The organism is Pseudarthrobacter sp. Y6, from assembly GCF_050156205.1.
Classification (GTDB): Bacteria; Actinomycetota; Actinomycetes; order Actinomycetales; family Micrococcaceae; genus Arthrobacter.
The window spans coordinates 461668-486835 of the sequence record NZ_CP189574.1 but is presented as its reverse complement, the minus strand read 5'-3'; the positions used below and the strand labels follow the sequence as shown (position 1 = coordinate 486835).

The following is a 25168-nucleotide window of genomic DNA, read 5'->3' as shown; positions in this document are numbered from 1 at the left end:
TTACTCGACCGCCCCGGCTGTCGGGGCGCCGTCGTAGTCGCCGAAACCGTCGAACGGGGCGAGGTCGTCAAAGTCGGCGGCGCGGGCAGCCAGCTCGCTGATGCGTTCCCCGCCCAGGGTGGCCGCCGGGTCGATGAGCGACCACGGATACAGCACAAAGGCGCGTTCGGCTGCACGCGGGTGCGGCAGGGTCAGCACCGGGTCGTCACTGGTGAGGTCGCCGTAGGTGATGATGTCGACGTCGAGCGTCCGGGGCCCCCAGCGCACTTCACGCACGCGGAGGTGCTTGTTTTCCACCGCCTGGCAGTGCTTGAGCAGTTCCGCCGGGGACAGCGTGGTTTCCACGGTGATGACCATGTTCAGGAAGTCGGGCTGGCCGGCCGGGCCGCCAACGGCTTTGGTCTGCACCACCGGGGAAACGGCCTGCAGGCGCACCTCCGGCGGGTCCACCAGGTCAGCAACGGCTTCGGACAGGGTGTCGTTCCGCTCGCCCAGGTTGCTACCGAGGGCCAGGACGGCTTTGGTGTACCCGCCGCTCATGTTCTCTCCCGGTGCACGCTGACAGCCACATCCCCGAAGGGCACCTCGATGGGTGCCTTGGGTTTGTGGACGGTGATGTCCACGGCCTGGATGGTGAATTCTGCGAGCAGGCCATCGGCGATCCGGACGGCCAGGGCCTCGATCAGGTTCAGCGGCTCCCCCGTGATCCAATCCTTGATCCGCTCAGCCACTTCGCCGTAGTGGGCGGTGTCCCGGACGTCATCGGATACTGCGGCTTTGGCGAAGTCCAGATGCAGCACGGCGTCCACCACAAACGGCTGGCCCTCACGGCGCTCGAAATCGAAGACTCCGTGATGGCCGACGGCGGTGACACCGCTCAGCGTGATCCTGTCCATGGGTGCCCGGCCTAGGTGGTGGTAGGGGCGGCGGCCATCCGCGCGGCCACCTTGACGGCGTCAAGGCTTGGACCGACGTCGTGCACACGGACGGCCCAGGCCCCGCGGAACGCGCTGATCGCGGTGATGGCGGCCGTGGCGTCGTCGCGTTCCTCCGGGGCGGCGGACTTGCCGGCGACTGTAAGGAGTGTGCCCAGGAAACGCTTGCGGGAGGCAGCCACCAGGATCTTGTGCCCCAGGCTGTCCAGCTGGTCCAGGTGCTGCAGGAGCTCCCAGTTCTGGGCGTCGTTCTTGGCGAAGCCCAGACCCGGGTCAACGATGATCTGCTCTTTGCTCACCCCGGCTGCGTAGAGCTTGTCGCGGACGCCAGCCAGTTCTGCCACCACTTCGCCGGCCACGTCCTGGTATTCGGCGAGGGAGTTCATGGTGCGGGCGTCGCCGCGGCGGTGCGTGAGGACATACGGCACTTTGGACGCGGCTACGAGCTCGGCCATCTCAGGTTCGATGGTCAGCCCGGAAACGTCGTTGATGATGGCGGCGCCGACCTTCAGGGCAGCGGCGGCCGTGGAGGCGTGGGTGGTGTCGATACTGACTAGGGCGCCCGCTTTGACCAGGGCTTCGATGACGGGGATCACCCGGCGCTGCTCTTCCTCCGGGCTGACGTCCTCCGCGTCGGGGCGCGTCGATTCGCCGCCGACGTCGATGATGTCCGCTCCGGCGTAGAACATCCGCAGGCCGGCCGCGATGGCGGTGTCCGCCGTCGCGTGCTTTCCGCCGTCGCTGAAGGAGTCCGGGGTGACGTTCAGGACGCCCATGACCAGGGTGCGGCCGGTGGGCAGGTCCGCGAATTTCGCGGCAGGGCGCGGTTTGCGCAGGATGGGCAGCGGAGATGTCGCGGGCCCGGTTCCCGGGGCTGCAGCTAGTGAGTCCATGGTCTGTTACTTACCTTCCGAGGATGAGGCTCATGGCTTCGGCACGGGTGGCCGGGTCATGAAGCTGCCCGCGGACCGCGCTGGTGACGGTCTTTGCTCCGGGCTTGCGGACACCGCGCATGGACATGCACATGTGTTCGCATTCGACAACGACGATCGCGCCACGCGGCTTGAGGTGGCTGACCATTGCTTCGACGATCTGGGTGGTGAGCCGCTCCTGCACCTGGGGACGCAGGGCATAGATGTCCACGAGGCGTGCCAGCTTGCTCAGGCCTGTCACTTTGCCGTCGTGGGAGGGGATGTAGCCGACGTGGGCAACCCCGTGGAACGGCACCAGGTGGTGCTCGCACGTTGAGTAGAACGGGATGTCCTTAACCAGGACCAGTTCTTCGTGGTCCAGGTCGAAGGTGGTGGAGAGGACGTCTGCGGGATCGTGGTGCAGTCCCGCGAACACCTCGGCGTAGGCCTTGGCTACCCGCCTGGGGGTGTCCACAAGGCCGCCGCGGTCCGGGTCCTCGCCGATGGCCAGGAGGATTTCACGGACCGCCGCCTCAATCCTGGGCCGGTCAACCTTCTCGTGCTTTTTGTGGTGGGATCCGTCCTCCGCCGGGTGTCCGGCGGAGGCGGGGGCGTCGTCGTCGTCGAAGTGAGTCACAGAAGAAAGCTTAGCCGTGCATGCCGTCAGGCCCCGAGTCGGGGATGCCGCCCTGGAACGGGGCGTCGTCCGGGACACCCTGCGGGTGCAGCGGCTGCGCGTCCAGCGGTTCCTCGAGGCGGGCCTGCTTGGCTTCCTCCTGGGCTTCGCGCTCAGATTTCTCCAGGCGGGATTCCACGGGGCCGGCCTTCTGGACCGGACGGGTCTCCTTGGACAGCCACACCTCGCGGAAGTCATGCTTGCGGATGTCCGTGAAGATGTGCGCGATCTCGGCCTGGTTGAGGGTCTCCCGCTCCAGGAGTTCCAGGGCCAGCTGGTCCAGGACATCGCGGTTTTCGGTAAGGATGGCGTAGGCCTCGTCATGCGCCTGGTCGATCAGGCGGCGCACTTCCTCATCCACCACGTAGGCGATCTGGTCCGAGTAGTTGCGCTCGTGGCCCGCGTCGCGTCCCAGGAAGGGTTCGCCGCCGCCCTGGCCCAGGCGTACGGCGCCGACGCGTTCGCTCATGCCGTACTCGGTGACCATCTTGCGGGCCGTGGAGGTGGCCTTTTCGATGTCATTGGAGGCTCCGGTGGAGGGGTCATGGAAGACGATCTCCTCCGCCACGCGGCCGCCCATCGCGTAGGCCATCTGGTCCAGCAATTCGTTGCGGGTGATGGAGTACTTGTCGTCCTCCGGGACCACCATGGTGTAACCCAGGGCGCGGCCGCGGGGCAGGATGGTGATCTTGGTGACCGGCGCGGAGTTCCGCAGGGCAGCCGCCACCAGGGCATGTCCGCCTTCGTGGTACGCGGTGATTTTGCGCTCGTGTTCCTTCATTACGCGGCTGCGCTTCTGCGGGCCGGCCATGACGCGGTCGATGGCCTCGTCCAGGGCGCGGTCGTCGATGAGGTTGGCGTTGGAGCGGGCCGTCAGCAGCGCGGCCTCGTTGAGCACGTTGGCGAGGTCGGCGCCCGTGTAGCCGGGAGTCTTCTTGGCTACGGCCTTAAGGTCAACACCCGGGGCCATCGGCTTGCCCTTGGCGTGCACCTGCAGGATCTGGTCGCGGCCGATCAGGTCCGGGGCGTCCACCGAGATCTGGCGGTCAAAACGGCCCGGACGCAACAGTGCGGGGTCCAGGACGTCGGGGCGGTTGGTGGCGGCAATCAGAATGACGTTGGTTTTGACGTCGAAGCCGTCCATCTCCACCAGGAGCTGGTTAAGGGTCTGCTCGCGTTCGTCATTGCCGCCGCCGATGCCGGCGCCGCGGTGCCGGCCGACGGCGTCGATCTCGTCCACGAAGATGATGGCTGGAGAGTTGGCCTTGGCCTGCTCAAAGAGGTCGCGGACACGGGACGCGCCCACGCCGACAAACATTTCCACGAAGTCAGAGCCGGAGATGGAGAAGAACGGCACGCCGGCTTCGCCGGCGACGGCACGGGCCAGAAGGGTCTTGCCGGTTCCCGGGGCGCCGTAGAGCAGCACGCCCTTGGGGATCTTGGCGCCCACGGCCTGGAACTTGGCCGGTTCCTGCAGGAACTCCTTGATTTCCTGGAGCTCCTCCACTGCCTCGTCCGCACCGGCAACGTCAATGAAGGTCACCTGTGGCATGTCCTTGTTGACCATCTTGGCCTTGGACTTGCCGAACTGCATGATCTTCGAACCGCCGCCCTGCATCCGGGTCATCAGGAACCAGAACAGCGCACCAAGCAGGATGACAGGGATGAGCAGCGAGAGCAGGCCGGAGAACCAGTTGCTTTCGATCGGCTGGTCCGTGTAGCCGTTCGCGGGCTTGGCGTTAGTGACGGCCTTGACGACGTCGGCGGCGCGGGCGTCGACAAAGAAGAACTGGACGCTCTTGCCCTTGTCCTGCCCGTTGAGGTCCAGGTTGTCCTTGAGGGTCAGGTCAACGCGGTTTTCACCGTCGAAGATCCTTGCCTGCTCAACCTTGCCGCTGTCGGCGAGGAGCTCAAGGCCCTTGTCCGTGTCGATCCGTGCCGCACCACCGGGAGCCAGTGTTGCAAAGGCCACGAGAAGCATGGCGATCACAACAACGATCCAGATGCCCGGGCCCTTGAAGAAACTCTTAGCTTTCATCTGTTCGGGGGCTGGCCCCGTCCCTTCTGGTAGTGCTGCACGGCGAGTGGGTCTGCGCGCGTGTGGTGCTGCATCAGCTACTAGCTATACACCGTTCGGAGTAATTCACGCACGGTACTGCTCAAAAGTTCCCTCTGGGCGTAGCGGGATCCGGCGGCGGTCCCACAGATCCCCGGGTCACGAGCGGGCAGTCCAGAACCGTGGGATGCGGCGCGAGTCCGGCCAGATTGGCTTTGCCCTCGATGGCGTCAATCAGCGTGCCTGTGGCCCAGGCACCCATTTCGTAGTGCGGCAGAGCCACCGTGGTGAGGCCCGGATAGAGGTTGCCGGCGATGAGCTCCTGATCATCGAAGCCCACAATGGACAGGTCAGCGGGGATGGAAAGCCCCACCTCGGCCGCGGCCCGGTAGGCGCCCATGGCCATCCTGTCGTTATAGCAAAAGATGCCGGTGGGAGGTTTGGTGAGCTGCAGCATCCTGAGCGCCGCCTCGTAGCCGCCCTGCACTTCGGCTGGTCCGGTTTGAACGGGCGCGGTACCGCCGTCGAGCCCTGCCTCCCATAAGGTATCCGCAAATCCGCGGAGGCGGCCGCGGCTGAAAGGCGCGTCATCCGTGCTGTTCAGAAAGCCGATGCGTGTGTGACCGGCGGCCAGCAGGGCTGTGACCGCCGTTTTGGCCCCGCCTTCTTCGTCGGGGACAACGGCGGCGATGGATGACCCGCTGCTGACCGCGTTTACCAAGACCGCCGGGACGGTACCGAGGTTGCCGGGAACATCCAGAATGCGGTGGTACTTGGGGGCGCACAGGATGCCGTCCACCCGGCGCTCCAGAAGCGCCTCAACGTCTGCGTTCCGGGATCCAGGGCTGGCCGAAATGGAAGTGTTGACGATCATGAGATTATAGCCGCGGGCACGTGCGGCGTCGTCTGCGCCAAGTATGATCCTGCCCGCATGGGGCATGGTGGCGATGTCCTCACTGACCAAGCCAAGCAATCCCGTGCGCTGCGTGCGGAGCGCCTGGGCCAGGCGGTTGGGGCCATAGCCGAGCTGCGCCGCTGCAGACTTCACCCTTGCCCGGGTTTCGGTGCTTATCCGCGCGTACGAGACATCATTCAGGACGTGCGAGACGGTGGTGACGGACACTCCGGCGGCGACGGCGACGTCCTTGATGCCAATATTCTTGTTGCTCAGCTCCTCTTCCCCCGATCGCTTAAATGCAGCGAGATGGCATTTCACGGCAGTGTTCAGTCGTGGGACTGCCGTGAAAAGCCATCTCGGCGGGAACTGTTACTCGTAAACGTGCGGGGCGAGGGTGCCCACGAAGTCCAGGTTGCGGTACCTCTCGGCGTAATCCAGGCCGTAGCCCACCACGAACTCGTTGGGGATGTCGTAGCCGACGTACTTGACGTCGATCTCCACCTTGGCGGCCGTGGGCTTGCGGAAGGCGGTGCAGATCTCCACAGATGCGGTGCCGCGGGATTCCAGGTTGGTCTTGAGCCAGGACAGGGTCAGGCCGGAATCGATGATGTCTTCGACGATCAGGACATCCTTGCCCATCAGGTCCGTGTCCAGGTCCTTGAGGATCCGGACAACACCCGAGGACTGGGTACCGGAGCCGTAGGACGACACTGCCATCCAGTCCATCGAAACGTGGCTGTGGAGCGCGCGGGCGATGTCAGCCATGACCATCACAGCACCCTTGAGCACACCGACCAGAAGGATTTCGCGGCCTTCGTAGTCCTTGTCGATCTGCGCAGCGAGCTCGCCGATCCGCTGTTGGATTTGTTCCTTGGTGTAGAGAACGTGCTTGAGGTCTGCCTGGACGTCGTTTGAATCCACCAATGGCTCCTGTGTAGATGCTGGGTGCGACTATTCTTGGGGCGGTTTTTGAGGCCGGAATACTAGCTTCCCACAGCGGGCCGCTTCGCGGGGAACGCGGGCGCCGCCGCCGGGCCCGTTTGGGGTCCCGGGCCGTCTTTCCGCCGCGTCCCGCTGGGCCAACTCGGCGAGGGAGAGCCGGTACACGCTCACCCCGCCAGGCAGCTCCACGGGACCGGCGGAACCATGCCGCCGCAGCAGCGCTTCCGCCGCCAGAAGGCGCTGGTAGCTGGGCTGTTGGCCCCCGACGTCGGCCGCTGCCTTGGCGATGACCCGGAACCTGATGGCCGGGGAAAGTTCCCCCAGAGCCTCCTCCGGGAGGCTGATCTCCAGTCCGGACCGCTCGGCCAACTCGGCAAATGTGCGATCTGCCACGTCCTCCAGATAGTCGGCGTCCTGCTGCAGGATGGACGCCGTCCGGGCGAGCGATTCCGCCACGCCGGGCCCGAGCTTTTCCTCCAGCAGCGGCAGCACTTCCACCCGGGTCCGGGAGCGGGCAAACGACGGGTCGGAATTGCTGGGGTCATGCCAGGGCTCGAGGTCCTCGACGTCGCAGATCTCCAGGGTATCCGCTCGGCGCAGCCCCAGAAACGGCCGGAGCAACAGGCCACGGGCAGGCCGCATGCCAGCCAGCGAGCGCGTGCCGGAGCCGCGGGCAAGACCCAGCAGGACCTGTTCGGCTTGGTCGTCCAGAGTGTGGCCAAGCAGGATAGCGCCGGCCCCGTGCTCCTTGGCCGCAGCCTCCAGTGCTCCGTGGCGGGCATCCCGGGCGGCGGCCTCCGGGCCCATCCCGGTACTGGCGACGTTAACGGTCCGGAGGTCCACCGGGGAGAGGCCAAGTTCCTTCAGTGCCTGGACGGCGGCGCCAGCCACTTGGGCCGAGCCCTCCTGCAGCTGGTGGTCAACCACCACGGCGCCGACCGTCAGAGGGTGCCCGTCAACGTGGCCGCGGCGGGCAAAATAGGCTGCCACCGCCGCGAGGGCCATCGAATCCGGGCCACCACTGCAGGCCACCAGCACGTGCGCCGGATAGCCGGCGTCCGCCAGGGCGTTCTGGACCATTTTGCGCGCCTTGCCGACGACGGGCGCGAGCCGGCCGGGCCGTCGTCGTCCGCTTGAAGCCGTGCGGGCGTCCGGCACTTTTGGGGCGTGCGGCACCTACCGGCCCATCCGGTCAAGCCACAGCTTGGCGTCGTGGATTTCAGGCTCGGTGGGAAGGTTGTCCGCGGATTCCCACACCCGGTTGAAGCCCTCCATCCCGGCCACCTCCACTACGGCGCGGACAAACTTGGCGCCATCGGAATACTGGCGCATCTTCGCGTCCAGGCCCAGGAGGCTGCGGATGAATTTCTCCATCACGCCGCGGTCCTTGCCACGGTCGGTGAAGCGCTGCCGGATGGTCCTGACGGACGGGACGATGCTGGCGTCGACCGCGTCCATCACCACGTTGGCGTGGCCCTCCAGCAGGCTCATCACCGCCGTCAGGTGGGACAGGGACGCCTTCTCCTCGGGGTTCTGCAGCAGGTCCAGGATGGCGCCGCGGCCGGGAGTATTTCCTGTGGCGGTCCGGTCCTTGAGGGAACGCGCGGCCGCGGACGCACGCTCCATCAGCGAATCAACGTTGCCCAGCAGGTGCCCGCTGAGGTTGTCGATCTCGGAAAGCATGTGGTGGCGGAGCCACGGCGCGGCCGCGAACTGCACACGGTGCGTCTGTTCGTGCAGGCAGACCCAGAGCCTGAAATCCTCCGGCGTGACGTTGAGCTCCCGCTCCACCGCCACGATGTTGGGCGCCACCAGCAGCAGCCGGCCGGCGGCAGGCGCTTTGGAACCTTCGGCGAGCGCCGCGAACGGATCGTACTGGCCCAGGACCTTGCTGGACAGGAACGCCAGGACAGCGCCGAGTTGGCTGCCCGTGATGGCGCCGCTAACGCTGGCCACCGCCGGGCTGACGTTGCCGCGGCGGCTTTCGAGCATTTTTTCCATGGCGGGTTTGAGCATCACGGCGAAGCTCTGTGTGTTGGCCTTGGCCCAATTGGCCCGGTCCACCACCAGAACAGAGGAGTCGCGGAGGTCCCGTGCGGCTTCGAGGCCCGTGATCTCGTGGACGTGCGGAACCGAGGCGTCCGCGAGGCGGCGCAGGCTGTCCACAGCTTCGCCGATTTCCGCCGAGTTGAGTGTTGGCCCCGCGGAGGCCAGCCGGGCCGCCGTGGACGCGGCCAAGTCCCAGTTGATCAGGGCCTGGGCCGGGCTGGATGATACCGGGGCTGACGAATCACGTGCAGTGGACTCCATAGTCCCCATCACATCACAGCCGACGGCGGATGGTCCTTAAGTTCGCTGACCGGCGAACGGCCGCCTGGCACAGCTGGCGCACAGGATGCCGAAAGCGCCCTGCTAACAAGCGCGGGCACAGTAGTGACAGCCGAACCGTCCGCATCCAGGAGAACCCCATGATCCCGTACCGCCCCATCGCTCCCCTGTCCCCCGGGCCCCGCAGTGGCTGGAGATCGGCGGTCGCCGCCGTCGTGATGATATTCCTAGCGACAGCCGCAGCCGGCGAGCGCCGTGGCGGCCCGGTCCAGGGCTTCCGGGTTCCCGGCCGCGCCAGGCGCCAGACCGTTGCCTATGAAGGAGAAGACCAGGAGCCGCCCGTCTGCGTCCACCACGTAGCCGCTGAGTGCGATCACGGAGTTCAGGGTCCCGGTCTTGGCCCGCACCAGGCCGGCACCGCGGGCAGTGGCGTCATCCCCAAAGCGGGTGCCCAGTGTTCCGGTCAGCCCCGCTACCGGAAATCCATCCAGCGCAGCCCGCAAACGGGTATCGGTCCCGGTGGCGATGGCACCCACCACTTCCACGAACTGGCGGGCAGAGACCTGGTTGGCCAGCGCCAGCCCGGACACGTCCGCGACCCGCATGGTGTCCGTGGGGATCCCCAGGTCCGCGAGTTGTGCGCGGACTGCCACGGTGGCGCCGTCGTTACTGGCGGGCTCCCCCGCAGCCGCCGCTGCCATCCGACCCAGGACCTCTGCCAGGTAGTTGTCAGAGGTCTGCAGCATCAGGTCCACCTGCTGGCCGACCGTGCCGGACTGGACCTCGGCCAGGACCGCCGGCTCCTCTGCGGGAGGCCCATCGCCCGAAGGCGCGGTGTAACGCTCGACGCCGGCCGCTACCGTGAGTCCCGCAGCTGCACCTGCCGCCTTGAGCTGCGCGGCAAACGCCTCCGCGGCGGTGAGGGCTGAGTCCTGGGGGCGCGGGCCGGTGGTCACCGCCGGGTCAAAGCGCGCCGAGTTCAACGCCAGCGGGTACAGCGGGGCCACCTCGCCCGCCGCAACGTCCCCCTCAGCCCAGGCGGGGTTCAGGGCGGGGCCGCTGAACAGGGAATCGTCCACCAGGACCTTCAGCTCGCCAGTTGTTCCTGTAGCTTGGAGCGCGTTCACGGTGGCGGTGGCAAGGGTGGCGAGCCCGGCGTGGCTCATTACCTCGTTGGGCGCGGATTCCCCGGCGCCCAAGAGGACGTCGCCGCCGCCGGTCAGCACCACATCGTTGGCATCTGCACCGGCCAGAACTTTGGTACTGAAACGGTGGTCCGGCCCGATTGCCCGGAGGGCGGCCACCGCGGTGAGCAGCTTCATATTGGAGGCGGGGATCCGGCTCTCCGAACCGCCGCGATCAAACAGGACCTGGCCAGTGAGCGCATCCTGGACCAGCCCTGTGAAGCTGCCGTCGCCGTCGGGGGTTAACAAGGCATCCAACTGCGCGGCGACGGCGGAGGGCAGCGGCACGGACGCCGACTCCGAGAGCGGAGACAGGCCCTGCCGGGCGGAAAGCGTCGCCGGGAGCTGCTGCCAGGCAGGCACCACGGGCGTCGCCACTGGTGCCGGACCGACGAAAGCAGGGGAAACCAGCCACGCGGCCGGCAGTGCCAGGATGACGATCACGGCCACAAGCAGGGCGGTGGGCCAGGCACGCAGCCCGCGCTGGACGGTGCGCCGGAACGCGCCGGGGCCCGATGATTCCTTCATGCTGGTGCTGGTCCTCAAGTCCTGAAATTTCCCCGCAAGTTCCTGAAACCTGGGCCTCTCGCTATATCCTCAATAGTAGTCGGCGGCACGGACACTCCTTTTTGTTGTTCGTCTCCTGTGCCGCGAACCCCCTGCAATTGCCGAGGAGCATTCCATGAAGCATGACGTGACCATCGAGATCCCCAAGGGATCACGAGTCAAGTACGAAGTTGACCACGAGACCGGCCGCGTCCGCCTGGACCGCGTCCTCTTCACCTCCATGCAGTACCCCACGCACTACGGATTCTTCGAGGACACCTTGGGCGAAGACGGCGACCCGCTGGACGCACTGGTGCTCCTGCAGGACTTCGATCTGCACCCCGGCGTCATCGTTGAGTCGCGCCCCATCGGCGTTTTCAACATGACCGACGACGGCGGCGGAGACGCCAAGGTCCTGTGCGTCCCTGTTGACGCCCGTTTTGACCACATCCAGGAAATCAGCGATGTCAGCGAATTCCTGATCAAGGAAATCGAGCACTTCTTCACCCGTTACAAGGACCTGGAGCCGGGCAAGTGGGTCAAGGCTGAGGGCTGGGGCGACCGCGCCGCCGCCGAGGCCGAACTGGAAGCCTCCATCAAGCGTTACGTGCCGGCAGCCCACTAGTCCCCACCGTCTCCCTCACCTCGCTTCGCTCGGTCAGGGAACCCTGACGGCGTGGGCCCAGCCGACGGTGGGAGCCGGGTTCGCAAGAGCCCGGCACCCGCCGTCGTCATCTGTGAGTTTTTGTCCAGATATCGGGGCTTCAGCAGCGGCAAAGGCACGATATCTGGACAAAAACTCCGAAGGAATCTGTGGGATCGTTGCCCTGTGAGTTCCGAGCCTTCGTTTAATCCTCCGTGCGGCCCGATCACCGGGTGGCGGGACGGTGACGTGCTCCGCGCCACCGGGATCCCCTACGCCACGGCGGGCCGTTTCCAACCTCCCGTTGCACCGTCCGACTGGACCGCCGATTTTGCCGCCACCACCCTCGCACCAGCCTGCCCGCAGGGCCCTGTTCCGTTCCTAGACGACGTCCTGGGTACCCGGTATGGCGAACTCCCCGGAAGTGAAGACTGCCAGTGCCTGTCGATCACCGTTCCGTCCAGGCTTGCCGCCGGCGAGCAGGTCCCGGTCATGGTGTGGCTGCACGGCGGTTCCTACACGTCGGGCTCCGGCGACCTGGCGATCTTTGACGCCAAGTCCCTGGTGTCCGAGAACCGGGTCATCGTGGTTTCCGTGACCTACCGGCTGGGCCTGTTCGGATACCTGGCCACCGGCACAGGCCGGCCCGCGAACCTCGGCCTGCTGGACCAGCTGGAGGCGTTCCGGTGGGTGCAGCGCAACATCGCGGCCTTCGGCGGCGACCCGGGACGTGTCACCGCGTTCGGGCAGTCCGCAGGCGGCGACTCCGTAGCCCACCTCATGGCGACGCCCGAAGCGCCGTCCCTGTTCCAACGGGCCATCATCCAGAGTGCACCGCTGGGGATCACCCGCGGCCGGCACAAGATGAGCCGTGCCATGGGCATCGCGGCCGAAGCCGTCACGGAAGACACCCCTGCCATGGACGTCGTGGCCATTGAGGACCGCGTGTCGCAGGTGGCCCGGAAGTACGGGCTGATGGCGGCAATGCCGTTCGGCACGCAGTACGGGCACGCCCCGCTGCCGCCGGAATCACGCGTTGAGGCCGCCTGGAACGCCACGGCCCCGGGCATCGAAGTGCTGATCGGGCACACATCCGACGAGGCCCGCCTGTTCCTGCCACGGAGTCCCGTGGTCAGCCGACTGGGCAAAGTCCCGGTGCTGGGTGCGGCCGCCGTGAAAGCCATCAACTGGGCGGTGACGGAGGCGGTCTACGGCAGATCCGCCCGCAAGTTTGCCCGCCGTCACGCCCGTGCCGGCGGTAAGGCGTACAGCTACGTGCTGTCCTGGGGTGCGCCTGGGAACTACTACCGCGCCGCACACACCGTTGACCTGCCGCTGCTCTTCGGAAACCAACAGACCTGGGCCGCCGCCGGGCTCCTCAGGGGCGCAACCTGGGATGAGATCGACGCCGTGGGCCGTGAGATGCGTCGGCTGTGGGCCGCGTTCGCCCGCGGCGACGGCCTGGATGAGACAGGTGGCGTTCCGGGCGCACTTCAGTACCGGCAGGCCGCCTGAGGACGCTGGGCATCGATCTTGCCGCGGCGACCAGGAAAACGGCCGTCGCGGTCCTGGCATGGGACGCCGCCTGCTGGCCTACCGGGACACTGACCGCTTCGTCACCGGCACACCGGGCTGATCCCGCTCAACGTCTCTGCCGACAGGCTCGCCCACCCGGATCGCACGCGGCCGCAGCTTTGACCGCCGGCTGGATCCATGTGCCGTCCAGCCAACTGGCCGGTCTCAGAACCGTGCCGAGCCGGTGAGGCAGTATTAACGCAGCCGTTACAGAACGGTGACTGCAAAGACACAGCTCCCGAATAGTTTTGGTTGGAATGAGTTCCGGGGCCCGCCGACGGCCAGCTTCATCCCTAAGACGGGCATGTTGCTGTGCGACGCGGAGATAGGTGTTCCATAGAGGCAGGAAGCCGCCCCGGGGTACACCATTACCGAAAGCAGGGACGATGCAAGACCCCATTGAGCACGCGGCAGGGAGCGGCCGGCCGCCCCAAGGCCCAGCCACGGCAATTCTGGATCGAGGCGCCGACGGCGGCCGGGGCGGAAGCCCGGAAAATAGGCGGGACGCCGTCAGCGCGACCAAGGAAAGCCTGGAAGACTACACACTGCGTTTCGCGCCGCGTTCCTACCGCAAATGGGGCACCGGGGTGGTGGCCACCAGTGCGCTGGGCGGCATCGCCTATCTCGCCGACTTCTCCATCGGCGCGAACATTGGAATGGCATACGGAACAGCAAACGCACTGCTGGGAATTGTCGTCGCCGCAGCCATTATCTTTGTCACCGGATTCCCGCTCGCTTATTATGCCGCAAGGTACAACATCGACCTGGACCTGATTACCCGGGGATCGGGATTCGGGTACTACGGCTCGGTGCTCACCAATGTCATCTTCGCGGTATTCACGTTCATTTTCTTCGCGCTCGAGGGGTCGATTATGGCCCAGGGGCTCGAGCTGGGACTTGGAGTCCCGGAGGCGATCGGATACGCGGTGTCCACCATCATTGTGATTCCGCTGGTGATCTACGGCATGAACACCCTGGCCAAGCTGCAGGTGTGGACCACTCCGTTGTGGCTTCTGCTGATGGTCGTCCCACTCGTTTACCTGGTCGCAACCCACCCGGGCTCTGTGCAGGACTTCTTCAACTACGGCGGAGCGGACGGCTCCGGCGGTACCAGTTTCGCGTCCGTTATGTTGGCCGCCGGAGTCTGCCTCTCCTTGATTGCGCAGATCGCCGAACAGATCGATTACCTGCGCTTCATGCCTCCCAAGACCGCGGAAAACAGCCGATCCTGGTGGCGTGCCGTCATCCTTGCCGGACCGGGCTGGGTGATTTTCGGAGCGCTGAAGCAGGCGATCGGGCTCTTTATCGCCGTCTACCTGATCTCCTCCCTGGACCCTGCGGCCGCCAGCACGGCGAATGAACCGGTGCACCAGTTCCTTGGCGTCTATAAGGAGATGATGCCGCAGTGGCTCGCCATGGCTCTGGCAGTCGTCCTCGTCGTGATCTCACAGATCAAGATAAACGTCACCAATGCATACTCCGGGTCGCTGGCATGGACCAATTCCTTCACCCGCCTGACCAAGCACTACCCTGGCCGGCTCGTGTTCGTGATCGTCAACGTCACCATCGCCCTGATTCTCATGGAAACGAACATGTTCGAGTTCCTCAACACCATCTTGGGTTTCTACGCCAACTGCGCCATGGCATGGATCGTTACTGTCGCCACCGACATCGCGATCAACAAGTATGTCCTCAAGATCTCCCCCAAATATCCCGAGTTCCGGCGGGGCATGCTCCACGCCATCAACCCGGTCGGGTTCGTCTCGATGCTGCTCTCCGCCGGAATCTCCATCGCGATGTTCTTCGGCGCATTCGGGCCGACAGTCCAGCCGTACTCTCCCATCTTCTCCGTGGGAATCGCCTTCTTAGCCACACCCCTGATGGCTCTCCTGACCAAGGGCAGGTACTACCTGCGCCGCAGCCATGACGGCGTCGACCTTCCGATGCTCGATGCCGACGGCAACCCCTCCGATGTGATGCTGCGGTGCCACGTGACGGATCTGGAATTCGAGCGCCCCGACATGATCCTCTCTGCTGAGCGGGGGCCGGACGGGAAAAACCAGTACATCTCGTCGCTGTCCCTGTCCACGGACAAGACCGGGCGTTATGTCCTGGATGCCCATCAGCCGTAGCAGTCCTCCCTCCGGCAGGGTGCGAACACGCCGGAGGAGCTGATGGGAAGGGCCCACGAAACCTGCAGGAAATATCCCAGGACTACGCTGGCAACACCGCGGTGCCTTCATGCTGCCGTGTTGCCAGCGCAGAAGGGATTCACTGATGCATCTGATGCCCCGTGAGCAGGAAAAGCTTATGATTGTGGTGGCCGCCGATCTTGCCCGGCGCCGGCAGGCCCGTGGCCTGAAACTGAACTTCCCCGAGGCCGTGGCGGTCATCAGCTACGAACTGATTGAGGGCGCCAGGGACGGCCGCACGGTTGCCGAGCTCATGAGCTACGGCACCACCCTCCTCACCCGCGAGGACGTCATGGAGGGTGTCCCGGAAATGATCCATGACGTCCAGATCGAGGCCACGTTCCCTGATGGCACCAAGCTCGTCACCGTCCACAATCCGATCCGATAGGGCAGGCCCATGATCCCAGGCGAATACATCCTTCGGCCCGAACCCGTGACGGTGAACGCCGGACGCGAGGCGGCCGCCGTCGTCGTCACCAACACCGGTGACCGTCCCGTCCAGGTGGGGTCGCACTTCCACTTTGCCGAGGCGAACCCCGCGCTCAAGTTTGACCGGCAGGCCGCCTACGGCCGCCGGCTGGACATCCCCGCCGGGACCGCGGCGCGGTTCGAACCAGGGGACAGCAAGACCGTCCGGCTGATTGAACTCGCCGGCAGCCGCGAGGTACATGGGCTCAGCAACGCCGTGAACGGCCCGCTCGATGCGGCCAGTCCAGGCGTCCCCAACACCGACGCCGGTAAGGAGGACGCCCAGTGAGCTTCGACCTTCCCCGCAGGCAGTACGCGGACTTGTACGGCCCGACGACGGGTGACGCCATCCGCCTGGCGGACACCGAACTGTTCCTCGAAATTGAGAAGGACCTCACCGTCTACGGTGAGGAAGTCGTGTTCGGCGGCGGCAAGGTGATCCGCGACGGCATGGGCCATAACGGCCAGATGAGACGGGATGAGAACGTCCCGGACACTGTCATCACCAACGCAGTCATCCTGGACTACACCGGCATCTACAAGGCCGACGTCGCCCTCAGGGACGGGCACATCTTCAAAATCGGGAAGGCCGGCAACCCGCAGATCACCGATGGGGTGGACATCGTGATCGGGGCCAGCACCGAAATCATCGCCGGGGAACGGAAGATCCTTACCGCCGGCGGCGTGGACACCCACATCCACTTCATCTCCCCGGACCAGGTGCCCACCGCCCTCACCAGCGGCGTGACCACCATGGTGGGCGGCGGTACCGGCCCCGCCGAAGGCACCAAGGCCACCACCGTCACCCCCGGAAAGTGGCACATCCAGCGGATGCTGCTGGCCGCCGAGGGCCTCCCCATCAACATCGGGGTGTTCGGCAAGGGCCACGCGTCCGCCGTCGAACCGCTGGCCGAGCAGATCCGCGCCGGGGCCGTCGGACTGAAGGTCCACGAGGACTGGGGCTCCACCGCCTCATCCATCGACACCTCCCTCAAGGTGGCGGACGAATACGACGTCCAGGTGGCCATCCACACCGACACCCTCAACGAGTGCGGCTTCGTGGAGGACACCATCCGCGCCATCGACGGCCGGGTCATCCACACCTTCCACACCGAAGGCGCCGGCGGAGGCCACGCCCCGGACATCATCAGGATCGCCGGACTCCCCAACGTCTTGCCGGCGTCGACCAACCCCACCTTGCCGTACACGCGGAACACCATCGAAGAGCATCTGGACATGCTCATGGTCTGCCACCACCTCAACCCGAACATCCCCGAGGACGTGGCGTTCGCCGATTCCCGCATCCGCGCAGAGACCATCGCCGCCGAGGACGTCCTGCAGGACCTCGGCATCTTCGCCATTACTTCCTCCGACTCCCAGGCCATGGGCCGCGTCGGCGAGGTGATCACGCGCACCTGGCAGGTGGCGGACAAGATGAAGAAGCAGCGCGGGGTTCTGAAGGACCCCCGGGGGGATATCGCAGCTGGCGAGCACGGTTCCGAAAACAGCGACAACTTCCGCCTCAAGCGCTACGTCGCGAAGTACACCATCAACCCCGCCATCGCTCAGGGCATGGCCGACTCCATCGGCTCGGTGGAGGAGGGCAAGTTCGCGGACCTGGTGCTCTGGGATCCGGCGTTCTTCGGGGTCAAGCCGGAGCTGGTGCTCAAGGGCGGGCAGATCGCGTACGCGCTGATGGGCGACGCCAACGCCTCCATCCCCACACCGCAGCCGCGCACCATGCGCCCCATGTTCGCCACCTTCGGCAAGGCAGTTCAGCAATCGTCCATCACGTTCCTGTCCCAAGCCGCCATCGACGCCGGTGTCCCCGAGGAACTGGGCCTGGAGAAAATCATCCGGCCCGTCTCCGGCATCCGGACCCTGACCAAGGCAGACCTCAAATACAACGGCGCCACCCCGGACATCCAGGTGGACCCGGAAACATACCAGGTGACCGTGGACGGCGAGGACGTCACGTGCGAGCCATCCGACGTACTGCCCATGGCGCAGCGCTACTTCCTCTTCTGACGTCCCCACCATCCGGAGCCTTAAGTGATTATCGAAAAAGTCCTCGGCAACCTGCACGAGCTGCCCGCCGGTTCGTCCAAGTACGCCGGGCTGCACCGCGAGAAGGTGGTGCTGCCCAGCGCCCAGCTGGTCAAACGCATCCAACGCGTCACCACGGACCACGGCAAGGAGATCGGCATCCGGCTGCCCGCCGGCTCCGGGGACCTGCGCGACGGCGACATCCTGCACGTGGCCGAAACCAACATGATCGTGGTCTCGGTGCTGCCCACTGACGTCCTGGTCATTGCTCCGAGGACCATCCACGAAATGGGTGTGGTGGCGCACTCCCTGGGCAACCGGCATCTGCAGGCCCAGTTCTTCGACGCCAACTCCGGGTACGGCGCCGAAGTCATGGTGTGCCAGTACGACCACACCGTGGAGGACTATCTCAAGCACGTCGGAGTGCCCTACGACCGCCAGGAACGCGTCATGCCCGTCCCCTTCCGCCATGCCGAACACAGCCACTAGCCCTTTGGCCGGTTACCAGCTCGCGTTACAGCAGCTTACAGACTCTGCGCTTCCTACCGGGGCTTTTGCTCACTCGCTGGGGTTTGAAGCCTATATTGAGCGCGGGTTGGTCTCGGATGAGGGGAGCTTTGAGGTGTGGCTTTCTGCGTTTGTGGGGCAGCAGCTTTCCTATTCCGACGGGTTGGCTATCCGTTTTCTTTATGAGGGGTGGGATGTTGGGGAGCTCGATGTCCTGCTTTCTGCGCAGCTGTTGCCGCGGCAGGTGCGTGAGGCGAGCCTCAAGATGGGAAACCGTCTGCTGGAGATTGGCTCCGAGGTTTTTCCGTCGGCCGAGCTGGGACTGTACCGGGGGCTGGTGACCAGCGGCCGGGCTGCCGGCCATCAGCCGCTGGCGTTCGCCGTCGTCGCCCGTTCCCTGGGCGTGCCGCCCACCGAAGCGCTCGGCGCCTACCTGTTCGCCACCGTCACGTCGCTGACCCAGAACGCCGTGCGCGCCATCCCGCTGGGGCAGAACGCCGGTCAGCGTTTGCTGCGGAACGCGGCCGACGGCGTCGCTGCCGCCGTCGAGCGGATCGGCCGCCTGATACCGGACGACTTCGGAGCCGTCAGCCCCGGACTGGAAATTTCGCAGATGCGGCACGAGCGTCAACGTGCCCGCATGTTCATGAGCTAGCAGGAGGACAGAATGAGTGAACCCATCAAGATCGGCATCGGCGGACCGGTTGGTGCCGGCAAGACGCAGCTGGTAGAGCGGCTCACCCGCCACATGAGCCGTGAGATCTCCATGGCCGCCATCACCAACGACATCTACACGATCGAGGACGCCAAGATTCTGGCCGCCAACGGCATCCTGCCCGAGGACCGGATCATCGGCGTCGAAACCGGCGGCTGTCCGCACACCGCCATCCGCGAAGATACGTCCATGAACACCGCCGCCATCGAGGAACTCAAGGCGCGGCACCCGGACCTGCAGGTGATTTTCGTTGAATCCGGCGGCGATAACCTCTCTGCCACCTTCAGCCCGGAGCTGGTGGACTTCTCCATTTACATCATCGATGTGGCCCAGGGCGAAAAGATCCCGCGCAAGGCCGGCCAGGGCATGATCAAATCTGACCTCTTCATCATCAACAAAACCGACCTCGCACCCCACGTCGGGGCCGACCTTGCCGTCATGGAACGCGACTCACGCGAGTTCAGGGGCACCAAACCGTTCTGCTTCACCAACCTCAAGACCGACGAAGGGCTCGACGCCGTCATCGAATGGGTGCGCAGGGACGTCCTGATGCTCGACCTGGCCCAATGAGTACGACGGCGGCCACTGTTCGTCCGACGGCCGCGTCGCCTCGCGGCGTACTTGAGCTCGTCATCAGTGAACGGCGCGGGCGGTCGGTTGCCTCGAAGCAGTTTCATCAAGGCGCTTTAAGAGTCCTGCGGCCGCATTATCTCGATGATTCCGGGCAGGTTTGTTATGTCGTGGTCAATCCTGGCGGGGCGTTTCTTGGGGCTGATCGCTTCCTTGTTGAGGTCGAGGTCCAGGACGGGGCCTCGTTGGTGCTGACGACGCAGTCCGCGACGAAGGTTTATCGGACTCCCGGGTCCTTTGCGGAGCAGCGGATGACGCTGCGGCTGGGGAAGGACTCGCGGCTCGAGCTGCTGCCTGACCAGCTGATCGCCTACCGGGAGGCCAGCTACCGGCAGAACACGCATATCACGGTGCGCCCTTCGTCCAGCCTGGTGATGGCTGAGGTGGTGACGCCCGGCTGGTCGCCGGACGGTGCGGCCTTCCGCTACGAGGAACTGCGGCTTCGGACTGAGCTATGGGTGGTGGGACCGGACGGGACGGACTTGCTGGCGCTCGATAACCTGCTGATCCGGCCCCCGCTAAACGATGTCACCGGCATGGGCTTCATGGAGGGCTTCAGCCATCTGGGCTCGCTGATGGTGGTGGACAAACGGGTTGGTCAGGCGCTCGCCGACGATCTGCACGGCCTCACCGCTGGCCACGACGCCCATACCGGAATCTCCCTCACCCGCACCGTGGCTGGTACCACCGGGCTGGTACTGCGCTCGCTGTCCAACAGCACTGAAGAACTGAACCGGCTGGTGGGCGCCTGCACCGCCTTGCTCCGGGACCGCTGGCATGGGCAGGCACCCCTGGACCTGAGGAAATACTGATGAGCGCACTGACCCGGGTGGCCGTCATCTACCGAAGGCGGGGCACCCTGCCGCTCCGGACCCGGCTGCTCTTCACCTTCGGCGCGGTGGCCGCCCTCCATGGCGCCGCCGTCGGACTTCTGCTGGCGGGCGCCGCAGGAGCCGGCCAGCCGCTGGCGATGGGGCTCGTCCTGACCGCATACCTTGCGGGCGTGAAACACAGCTATGACTGGGACCACCTGGCCGCGATCGACAATTCCACCCGAAAGTTCGCCGCCGAGCACAAAGACCCGGTGAGCGTGGGCTTCGCGTTCAGCCTGGGCCACAGCTCCGTGGTAGTCCTCGCCGGGGTGATGCTGGTGTCTGGTGTCGCACTGGTGGGCAGCTTCATGGCCGAGGGAACTGCGGGCAATCTGCTGCTCGGGCTGATCGGGAGTGGCGTATCCGGGCTCTTCCTGCTGGCGATGGGCATCTTCAACGGTTCGGCCTTCTTCCGGACTGTCAAGGCTTACCGAGGCGCACTCAACGGAGCTAGGGTCACTCAAGCTGATCTGGCCGCGGGAGGCTTCGTGGCCCGGCTACTCACACGGCCCTTGGCCCGGGTCCACCATCCCCGGCACATCTTCGCGATCGGCTTCCTCTTCGGGCTCGGTTTCGACACCGCCACCACCATCGGGCTGCTGATTACGGCGACGGCGGCATCCCTCGCAGGCGTTTCCCCGCTCACCTTGCTCGCACTTCCGCTGGCCTTCGCCGCCGCCATGACGCTCTGCGACACGATCAACGGCGTGGCCATGATGCGGATGTACCGCTCGGCACTGGCCGATCCCCGATGCAAACTGGCCTTCAACGCGGTCATCACGGGCATCTCCGCCATGTCCGCCCTCTTCATCGCGGTCATTACCCTGGGCAGCATTCTCCAGTCGGCCCTGGGCCTCCGGGATCCGCTGACCGGGTGGCTGGCTTCCGTTGATCTGGGCGATGCCGGGCTGCTGCTGGTCGGGGTGTTGCTGGCCTGCTGGGCAGCCGCCTCTGTACGCTGGCGATTGGACCCCCCAAAAGGCGACGATGCACAAGGTGACGGTCGAGCGCATGGCAACGCCACCCGACTGGGTCCGAAACAGTCAGCGCGAAGTCAGGACGAGACGAGTCGCTCCGTTACACCCGGCGCTCGCCGAGCGACCAATTACTGATCTCCTCCGGGTCCTCTCCGTGGGTGCGGGTGTGTTCACGGGCCTGGATCCGGCGGTCCTGAAGGTTCTGCCGCAGCAGCGAGTGCTTTTCGGCCAGCCCGGGTACGCGGTCAATCGCGTCGATGGCCAGCTGGAAGCGGTCGATCCCGTTAAGCATGGCCATGTCGAACGGCGTGGTGGTGGTTCCCTCCTCCTTGTAGCCGCGCACGTGCAGGCCTTCCTGGTTGGTGCGGCGGTAGGCCAGCCGGTGGATCAGCGAGGGATAGCCGTGGTAGGCGAAGATGATCGGTTTGTCCGGGGTAAAGATGCCGTCAAAGTCCGACCCCGGAAGGCCGTGCGGGTGCTCACTCGCGTCCTGGAGCCGCATCAGATCGACGACGTTCACCACACGGACCTTCAGCCCCGGGACACCCCGCTTCAGGAGTTCGGCCGCGGCCACCGTTTCCACTGTGGGCACATCCCCGGCACACGCCAGAACAACGTCCGGGTCTTCCCCCGGCACCTCCGAACCCGCGAACTCCCAGATGCCCAGCCCCCGCCTGCAGTGGTTCGCCGCGTCGGCCGGTCCCAGCCACGTGGGCGATGGCTGCTTGCCGCTGACCACAATGTTCACGTAATCGGTGGATGCCAGGCAGTGCTCCATGACCGACAGCAGGGTGTTCACGTCCGGCGGCAGGTAGACGCGGATGACCTCGGCTTTTTTGTTCACCGCGTGGTCGATGAAGCCGGGATCCTGGTGCGAAAAGCCGTTGTGATCCTGCTGCCACACATGGGAGGAGAGCAGGTAGTTCAGTGACGCCACGGGCCGGCGCCACGGGAGCTTGCGGTGGACCTTGAGCCACTTGGCGTGCTGGTTGAACATGGAATCCACAATGTGGATGAACGCCTCGTAACAGCTGAAAACTCCGTGCCGGCCGGACAGGAGGTAGCCTTCCAGCCAGCCCTGGCACAGGTGCTCGCTGAGCACCTCCAGAACGCGGCCGGAGCGGGCGAGGTGCTCGTCGACGTCGTCAATCCGGTACTGCCAGACCTTGTCGGTCACTTCATAGACGGCATGAAGCCGGTTGGATGCCGTCTCATCCGGCCCGAAGAGGCGGAAGTTCTCCATGTTCAGCGAGATGACGTCCCGCATCCACGGGCCCAGGGTGACCATGGGGCTGATCCGTTCCGTTCCCGGCTCCGCGACGTCGACGGCGTGGGCGGCGTAGGCGGGCAGCTTCAGCGGTGTGCGGAGGAGTCCGCCGTTGGCGTGCGGGGTGGCGCTCATCCGGAGGTTCCCGGTAGGCGCATTGGTGGCTACGTCGGGCCTGAGCCGGCCCTCGGCGTCGAACAGCTCTTCCGGACGGTAGGACTTCAGCCACTCCTCCAGCTGTTTCCGGTGCGCTCCATTGGTACGGACTTCCGCCAGCGGGACCTGGTGGCTCCGCCAGGTGCCCTCCACCTGGAGTCCGTCCACTATCCGCGGTCCCGTCCAGCCCTTGGGCGAGCGCAGCACAATCATGGGCCAGTGCGGCGCAGCGCCGTTTCCGGGGGCACCGGCTGCAGTGCCGCCGTCGTGCGCTTTTCCGCCCGTCCCGTCCGCCCCGCCCCGGTGGGAGTCCTGGATGGCGCGGATCCCGGCCAGGCAGTTGTCGACGGCGGCCGCGAAGTCCCGGTGCGCCTGCTCCGTGTGGTCCGGGTCCTGGACGGTCACAAAGTACGGTTCGTGGCCGTAACCGCGCAGCAGCTGCTCCAGCTGTTCCTGCGGCATCCGCGCCAGGATGGTGGGATTGGCGATCTTGTAGCCGTTCAGGTGCAGGATGGGGAGCACCGCACCATCCGCGGCAGGATCCAGGAAGTTGTGCGAGTGCCAGCTCGCCGCGAGCGGCCCCGTTTCGGCCTCGCCGTCGCCGATCACGACGGCGGTGATCAGCTGGGGATTGTCGAACACGGACCCGTAGGCGTGGGCCAGCGCGTACCCGAGTTCGCCGCCTTCGCTGATGGAACCCGGGGTCTCCGGCGCTGCATGGCTGGGAATGCCGCCGGGGTAGGAAAACTGGCGGAAGAGTTCGGCCATTCCTGCCTCGTCAGAGCCCACCTGGCCGTAGATTTCCGAGTACGTGCCCTCGAGCCAGGCGTTCGCCACAACAGCAGGACCGCCGTGGCCCGGACCGGCAATGAAGAGCATTTCTTGGGCGTCCCGGCGGATCACGCGGTTCAGGTGTGCGTAGACAAAGTTCAGGCCCGGCGTAGTCCCCCAGTGGCCCAGGAGCCTGGACTTGGTGTGGTCCGCGGCGAGGTGCTCCCGCAGCAGCGGGTTGGAGCGCAGGTAGATCTGTCCCACCGAAAGGTAGTTCGCGGCCCGCCACCACCGGTCCACAAGGTCCAGGGTGTCCTGCCCCAAGTTGTCCTGCCCCAAGTTGTCCTGCCCCATACTTCCGGCCATGACCATCCTCACGTAGCTGCGCGCCGCCGTCAGCAGCTGAGCCTCCATCGCAACACCTATCGGTACGCGGCACAACCTCTTGGCAGGGCGGGCATTCCCCATGGTCAGGTGTCCCCATCGCGACATCCGGCGCGGCACGGTAAGTTGAACCTGTTTGATTTGGGCTGGAATTTCTTGGGGGAACATCGTGGCAGGACATCAGGGCGCGGACAACTTCGCCTATATTGCGGATCCAAAATTGCTGGAAAGCGTCCGCAAGAGAACCAAGGTCCTTGGCAACGGGACGTCTGTGGTCGAATCCACTGGCTGGCAGTCGTTGGGAGCGTGGGCCGTGGATTTCGGCCTCGTGGCGGTCATGGCGGCCGTCGCCTGTATTTCTGTTCTGGGTTCGGGTGCGGGGACGGCAGGCAAGGCCCTGGCTGCGGCCGGCGCTGTCTGGGTTGTGGCGCCGGGGCTGTACGGGTTCTGTTGTGCCGGTGGAATCTCCCTCGGTTCCCTGGCTACCGGCACGCGGCTGGTGCGCTTCGGCACCGGAGGGCGCCCGGGATTCTGGCGGGCAGGGTGGGTCATGTTTGCCAGGATGGTGCTTTTTCCCGTTGTCGTCCTCGTATTCCTCCTCGCGGCCGCCGGCGGCTCAAGCCCCTCCGGGGACGGCCCAAGAACCCGCCACATCACCCTTGACCGGAGGTTTCCCGTGCCGCCCCCGCCTGTCCACCCGAGCGTGGTGGGGGCCGCAGCGGAGGACGCCGCGGCCCGGCATCGCCAACTGCCCGGCCTCTACGACCAAGGCGGCCAGCGTGGCTGACGCCGGGAGAACCTGGCTGGTCCGCCGTGCTGAACGGCTATACGGAGACAAGCTGGGGCGGCTGCGGCACAGCGAGCTGTCCTGGCATATCGCTTGGAAGTGGCTGCCTCCTCTCGTAGTGGTCGGATTCATTTACGGCACGATTTTCCAGTTCACGGGGCGCCCCTCGTCCCAGCGTGACCCGGCTCTCTTCTCCGACATCCCGCTCTTCCTGGCGACGAGCCTCCTGACTGGACTGGTCCTGTGGTCCCTGACCCTCTTCTGGAGCTTCCGCCGGGTGCTGGTGTTCGACGGCGGCCTGTTGTACGGGTACGCCCAGAAACACACCGCCCGCGCCATCTTCTGGCTGGACCTCGATCCCCGGTCGCTGCGGACCGTCGAGGCCCCGGCCGGCGTCGCTGCGGACAGCCTGCTCAAGACCTTGAACAAAAACGGCAAAACCTCGTTGGGCGTGCGCGGGCGGTACGCAGTTGTGTTCCACGGAGCTCCCACGGCGCTGGCCGCCAGCGCCGTGGGCGGGTCCGGGGCACCTGAGCCGGGGTTCTTTACGTTCAGCACGGCAGGGGCACCCGACAGGCTTGTGACCGAGATCCAGCGGGCCATGGCGGAATCCGGCGTCCACCGGGAAGGATCTCCCGCGCTGCAGGCGCTGCATCCCGTTCAGATCAGCACGGCCACGAGGCTTGACCTTGCCTGAATCAG

At 65.7% G+C, this 25168-nt stretch carries 24 protein-coding genes; 13 read left to right on the top strand and 11 right to left on the bottom strand.

Annotated elements, in window-relative coordinates; translation table 11 throughout:
- The 10 genes from folK to dacB all read right to left on the bottom strand — a co-directional run bounded on the left by folK (nt 1) and on the right by dacB (nt 10458).
- The gene (gene folK, locus ACQCSW_RS02350; RefSeq protein ID WP_426989335.1) at nt 1-540 is read right to left on the bottom strand and encodes a 2-amino-4-hydroxy-6-hydroxymethyldihydropteridine diphosphokinase; all 540 of its coding nucleotides are present in this window, start codon (nt 538-540) and stop codon (nt 1-3) included.
- Nucleotides 537-896, bottom strand: a complete 360-nt coding sequence (gene folB / locus ACQCSW_RS02345; RefSeq protein WP_426989334.1) for a dihydroneopterin aldolase — start codon at nt 894-896, stop codon at nt 537-539. Before folB ends, folK begins: the two co-directional genes overlap by 4 nt.
- Before the next feature lie 11 nt (nt 897-907).
- The gene (gene folP, locus ACQCSW_RS02340) at nt 908-1828 is read right to left on the bottom strand and encodes a dihydropteroate synthase (protein ID WP_426989333.1); all 921 of its coding nucleotides are present in this window, start codon (nt 1826-1828) and stop codon (nt 908-910) included.
- A gap of 10 nt (nt 1829-1838) precedes the next feature.
- Nucleotides 1839-2483, bottom strand: coding sequence for a GTP cyclohydrolase I FolE (gene folE / locus ACQCSW_RS02335; RefSeq protein WP_354250107.1), 645 nt, complete (start codon nt 2481-2483; stop codon nt 1839-1841).
- Between the two features lie 10 nt (nt 2484-2493).
- Nucleotides 2494-4560 carry an ATP-dependent zinc metalloprotease FtsH gene (ftsH, locus tag ACQCSW_RS02330; RefSeq protein ID WP_426989332.1) on the bottom strand — a complete coding sequence of 689 codons (2067 nt, stop codon included), beginning with the start codon at nt 4558-4560 and terminating at the stop codon, nt 2494-2496.
- Nucleotides 4561-4681: 121 nt separating this feature from the next.
- On the bottom strand, nt 4682-5749 hold the full coding sequence (locus tag ACQCSW_RS02325; protein WP_426990602.1) for a LacI family DNA-binding transcriptional regulator: 1068 nt from the start codon (nt 5747-5749) through the stop codon (nt 4682-4684).
- A gap of 96 nt (nt 5750-5845) precedes the next feature.
- Entirely contained in the window at nt 5846-6397 is a 552-nt protein-coding gene (gene hpt, locus ACQCSW_RS02320) for a hypoxanthine phosphoribosyltransferase (RefSeq protein WP_426989331.1), read from the bottom strand.
- 30 nt (nt 6398-6427) lie between these two features.
- The gene (gene tilS / locus ACQCSW_RS02315) at nt 6428-7498 is read right to left on the bottom strand and encodes a tRNA lysidine(34) synthetase TilS (protein WP_426989330.1); all 1071 of its coding nucleotides are present in this window, start codon (nt 7496-7498) and stop codon (nt 6428-6430) included.
- Between the two features lie 96 nt (nt 7499-7594).
- The gene (locus ACQCSW_RS02310) at nt 7595-8728 is read right to left on the bottom strand and encodes a zinc-dependent metalloprotease (protein ID WP_426989329.1); all 1134 of its coding nucleotides are present in this window, start codon (nt 8726-8728) and stop codon (nt 7595-7597) included.
- Nucleotides 8729-8973: 245 nt separating this feature from the next.
- Nucleotides 8974-10458, bottom strand: coding sequence for a D-alanyl-D-alanine carboxypeptidase/D-alanyl-D-alanine endopeptidase (gene dacB / locus ACQCSW_RS02305; RefSeq protein WP_426989328.1), 1485 nt, complete (start codon nt 10456-10458; stop codon nt 8974-8976).
- Between the two features lie 154 nt (nt 10459-10612).
- On the opposite strand from dacB, the gene ACQCSW_RS02300 reads away from it, so the two are divergent.
- The 11 genes from ACQCSW_RS02300 to ACQCSW_RS02250 all read left to right on the top strand — a co-directional run bounded on the left by ACQCSW_RS02300 (nt 10613) and on the right by ACQCSW_RS02250 (nt 21236).
- Entirely contained in the window at nt 10613-11101 is a 489-nt protein-coding gene (locus tag ACQCSW_RS02300) for an inorganic diphosphatase (protein WP_426989327.1), read from the top strand.
- A 204-nt stretch (nt 11102-11305) separates the two neighbouring features.
- Entirely contained in the window at nt 11306-12634 is a 1329-nt protein-coding gene (locus ACQCSW_RS02295) for a carboxylesterase family protein (protein ID WP_426989326.1), read from the top strand.
- A 446-nt stretch (nt 12635-13080) separates the two neighbouring features.
- Nucleotides 13081-14826 (top strand): purine-cytosine permease family protein, encoded by a 1746-nt coding sequence (locus ACQCSW_RS02290; RefSeq protein WP_426989325.1) that lies wholly within the window; start codon nt 13081-13083, stop codon nt 14824-14826.
- Between the two features lie 145 nt (nt 14827-14971).
- Nucleotides 14972-15274 (top strand): urease subunit gamma, encoded by a 303-nt coding sequence (locus tag ACQCSW_RS02285; RefSeq protein ID WP_426989324.1) that lies wholly within the window; start codon nt 14972-14974, stop codon nt 15272-15274.
- A gap of 9 nt (nt 15275-15283) precedes the next feature.
- Nucleotides 15284-15643 (top strand): urease subunit beta, encoded by a 360-nt coding sequence (locus tag ACQCSW_RS02280; protein ID WP_426989323.1) that lies wholly within the window; start codon nt 15284-15286, stop codon nt 15641-15643.
- Complete coding sequence (gene ureC, locus ACQCSW_RS02275) at nt 15640-17382, top strand: urease subunit alpha (protein ID WP_426989322.1); 1743 nt, start codon at nt 15640-15642, stop codon at nt 17380-17382. Before ACQCSW_RS02280 ends, ureC begins: the two co-directional genes overlap by 4 nt.
- Nucleotides 17383-17406: 24 nt before the next feature.
- Nucleotides 17407-17889, top strand: a complete 483-nt coding sequence (gene ureE / locus ACQCSW_RS02270) for an urease accessory protein UreE (protein ID WP_426989321.1) — start codon at nt 17407-17409, stop codon at nt 17887-17889.
- On the top strand, nt 17870-18562 hold the full coding sequence (locus tag ACQCSW_RS02265) for an urease accessory protein UreF (protein WP_426989320.1): 693 nt from the start codon (nt 17870-17872) through the stop codon (nt 18560-18562). The genes ureE and ACQCSW_RS02265 overlap by 20 nt, the downstream gene beginning before the upstream one ends.
- Before the next feature lie 12 nt (nt 18563-18574).
- Nucleotides 18575-19192, top strand: coding sequence for an urease accessory protein UreG (gene ureG, locus ACQCSW_RS02260; RefSeq protein ID WP_426989319.1), 618 nt, complete (start codon nt 18575-18577; stop codon nt 19190-19192).
- On the top strand, nt 19189-20064 hold the full coding sequence (locus ACQCSW_RS02255) for an urease accessory protein UreD (RefSeq protein ID WP_426989318.1): 876 nt from the start codon (nt 19189-19191) through the stop codon (nt 20062-20064). The genes ureG and ACQCSW_RS02255 overlap by 4 nt, the downstream gene beginning before the upstream one ends.
- A complete protein-coding gene (locus ACQCSW_RS02250; RefSeq protein WP_426989317.1) occupies nt 20064-21236 on the top strand; it encodes a HoxN/HupN/NixA family nickel/cobalt transporter in 1173 nt (390 codons plus the stop codon). The genes ACQCSW_RS02255 and ACQCSW_RS02250 overlap by 1 nt, the downstream gene beginning before the upstream one ends.
- Here the strand turns inward: ACQCSW_RS02250 and ACQCSW_RS02245 are convergent.
- The gene (locus ACQCSW_RS02245; RefSeq protein WP_426990601.1) at nt 21202-23661 is read right to left on the bottom strand and encodes a phosphoketolase family protein; all 2460 of its coding nucleotides are present in this window, start codon (nt 23659-23661) and stop codon (nt 21202-21204) included. The genes ACQCSW_RS02250 and ACQCSW_RS02245 overlap by 35 nt on opposite strands.
- Before the next feature lie 187 nt (nt 23662-23848).
- On the opposite strand from ACQCSW_RS02245, the gene ACQCSW_RS02240 reads away from it, so the two are divergent.
- Both ACQCSW_RS02240 and ACQCSW_RS02235 read left to right on the top strand, forming a co-directional pair.
- Complete coding sequence (locus ACQCSW_RS02240; protein WP_426989316.1) at nt 23849-24466, top strand: hypothetical protein; 618 nt, start codon at nt 23849-23851, stop codon at nt 24464-24466.
- Nucleotides 24459-25163: a hypothetical protein gene (locus tag ACQCSW_RS02235; protein ID WP_426989315.1), complete on the top strand. Its 705-nt coding sequence runs from the start codon at nt 24459-24461 to the stop codon at nt 25161-25163. Before ACQCSW_RS02240 ends, ACQCSW_RS02235 begins: the two co-directional genes overlap by 8 nt.
- Nucleotides 25164-25168: the final 5 nt, after the last annotated feature.

Bases quoted from the DNA above. Each gene is read 5' to 3' on its own strand.
- folK (WP_426989335.1), bottom strand. From the start codon at position 540: ATGAGCGGCGGGTACACCAAAGCCGTCCTGGCCCTCGGTAGCAACCTG.
- folB (WP_426989334.1), bottom strand. From the start codon at position 896: ATGGACAGGATCACGCTGAGCGGTGTCACCGCCGTCGGCCATCACGGA.
- folP (WP_426989333.1), bottom strand. From the start codon at position 1,828: ATGGACTCACTAGCTGCAGCCCCGGGAACCGGGCCCGCGACATCTCCG.
- ftsH (WP_426989332.1), bottom strand. From the start codon at position 4,560: ATGAAAGCTAAGAGTTTCTTCAAGGGCCCGGGCATCTGGATCGTTGTT.
- tilS (WP_426989330.1), bottom strand. From the start codon at position 7,498: ATGGTCCAGAACGCCCTGGCGGACGCCGGCTATCCGGCGCACGTGCTG.
- ACQCSW_RS02310 (WP_426989329.1), bottom strand. From the start codon at position 8,728: ATGGAGTCCACTGCACGTGATTCGTCAGCCCCGGTATCATCCAGCCCG.
- dacB (WP_426989328.1), bottom strand. From the start codon at position 10,458: ATGAAGGAATCATCGGGCCCCGGCGCGTTCCGGCGCACCGTCCAGCGC.
- ACQCSW_RS02300 (WP_426989327.1), top strand. From the start codon at position 10,613: ATGAAGCATGACGTGACCATCGAGATCCCCAAGGGATCACGAGTCAAG.
- ACQCSW_RS02290 (WP_426989325.1), top strand. From the start codon at position 13,081: ATGCAAGACCCCATTGAGCACGCGGCAGGGAGCGGCCGGCCGCCCCAA.
- ACQCSW_RS02285 (WP_426989324.1), top strand. From the start codon at position 14,972: ATGCATCTGATGCCCCGTGAGCAGGAAAAGCTTATGATTGTGGTGGCC.
- ACQCSW_RS02280 (WP_426989323.1), top strand. From the start codon at position 15,284: ATGATCCCAGGCGAATACATCCTTCGGCCCGAACCCGTGACGGTGAAC.
- ACQCSW_RS02265 (WP_426989320.1), top strand. From the start codon at position 17,870: ATGCCGAACACAGCCACTAGCCCTTTGGCCGGTTACCAGCTCGCGTTA.
- ureG (WP_426989319.1), top strand. From the start codon at position 18,575: ATGAGTGAACCCATCAAGATCGGCATCGGCGGACCGGTTGGTGCCGGC.
- ACQCSW_RS02255 (WP_426989318.1), top strand. From the start codon at position 19,189: ATGAGTACGACGGCGGCCACTGTTCGTCCGACGGCCGCGTCGCCTCGC.
- ACQCSW_RS02250 (WP_426989317.1), top strand. From the start codon at position 20,064: ATGAGCGCACTGACCCGGGTGGCCGTCATCTACCGAAGGCGGGGCACC.
- ACQCSW_RS02245 (WP_426990601.1), bottom strand. From the start codon at position 23,661: ATGGCCGGAAGTATGGGGCAGGACAACTTGGGGCAGGACAACTTGGGG.